At 42.5% G+C, this 673-nt stretch carries 2 protein-coding genes and 1 pseudogene; 1 reads left to right on the top strand and 2 read right to left on the bottom strand.

Annotated features, from left to right (window positions below; genetic code table 11):
* A partial coding sequence (gene tnpA, locus C6Y40_RS25515) for an IS66 family insertion sequence element accessory protein TnpA (protein ID WP_420836920.1) occupies positions 1-135 on the bottom strand: 135 nt, incomplete at its 3' end.
* Between the two features lie 150 nt (positions 136-285).
* On the opposite strand from tnpA, the gene C6Y40_RS02445 reads away from it, so the two are divergent.
* Entirely contained in the window at positions 286-477 is a 192-nt protein-coding gene (locus C6Y40_RS02445) for a hypothetical protein (RefSeq protein WP_105933179.1), read from the top strand.
* Here the strand turns inward: C6Y40_RS02445 and C6Y40_RS02440 are convergent.
* Positions 463-673 (bottom strand): annotated as a pseudogene (locus C6Y40_RS02440) (IS1595 family transposase); the annotation flags it as partial. The gene C6Y40_RS02445 and the pseudogene C6Y40_RS02440 sit on opposite strands and share 15 nt — an antisense overlap.

The following is a 673-nucleotide window of genomic DNA, read 5'->3' as shown; positions in this document are numbered from 1 at the left end:
TTTTTTACGCCACAGATAGAAGTTTGATACTGTTAACGCATGCTGTGCACAAAATTCACTGACTGTCAGTTCGCCTGCTGCTTGCTTATCAATCAATTCCTGCCATTGCTCGCGTGTTCGTCTTTTTGTTGCCATCGATTAAGTCTCCGTGAGTAAAATCTACGGGGACCATTTTACGGGGTAGCTCCGCCGGGAAAAGACGGTCTAAATTGATCGCTTACGCCAAACCCGCAAGGCCATCACGCCACGTTATCACGAACGGCAATGGTTAAAGGGGGATGAAAAATGAAAATAATTTTAAAATCTCGCTGGAATAATAAAACCGTTGTCGTATTTAGAGATAGATATTTTCTGCCCAATGGCTTTAACACAGCGTTTCGCCTTAAAATCAAAGTGCAAGAAACGCATTTATTGCCAAACCGCTATGTAAAAGGTGTGTTGCATATCGCCAATATCGATAGGCTATGTTCGGATTAACTGTTGTTGAATCGAAAAGAGCCTGTTTTCGTTAAGGTTTTCTGGATTATCCATAAACCTGAACCAACCCAGGTAGTGTTCCAAGTATTTTGTGGCTACTCCGTGAAACCGTTTCATCCACGCTTTCAGACGGCTGTGATAGGCGTTAACATTCTGAATATGAAAGACTTTATCTATCACCTTAACACCTCCCGCC

It is taken from the genome of Marisediminitalea alba, from assembly GCF_002993365.1.
GTDB lineage: Bacteria > Pseudomonadota > Gammaproteobacteria > Enterobacterales > Alteromonadaceae > Alteromonas > Alteromonas alba.
The sequence above is the reverse complement of the archived record's forward strand: the minus strand, read 5'-3'. Positions and strand labels throughout refer to the sequence as shown.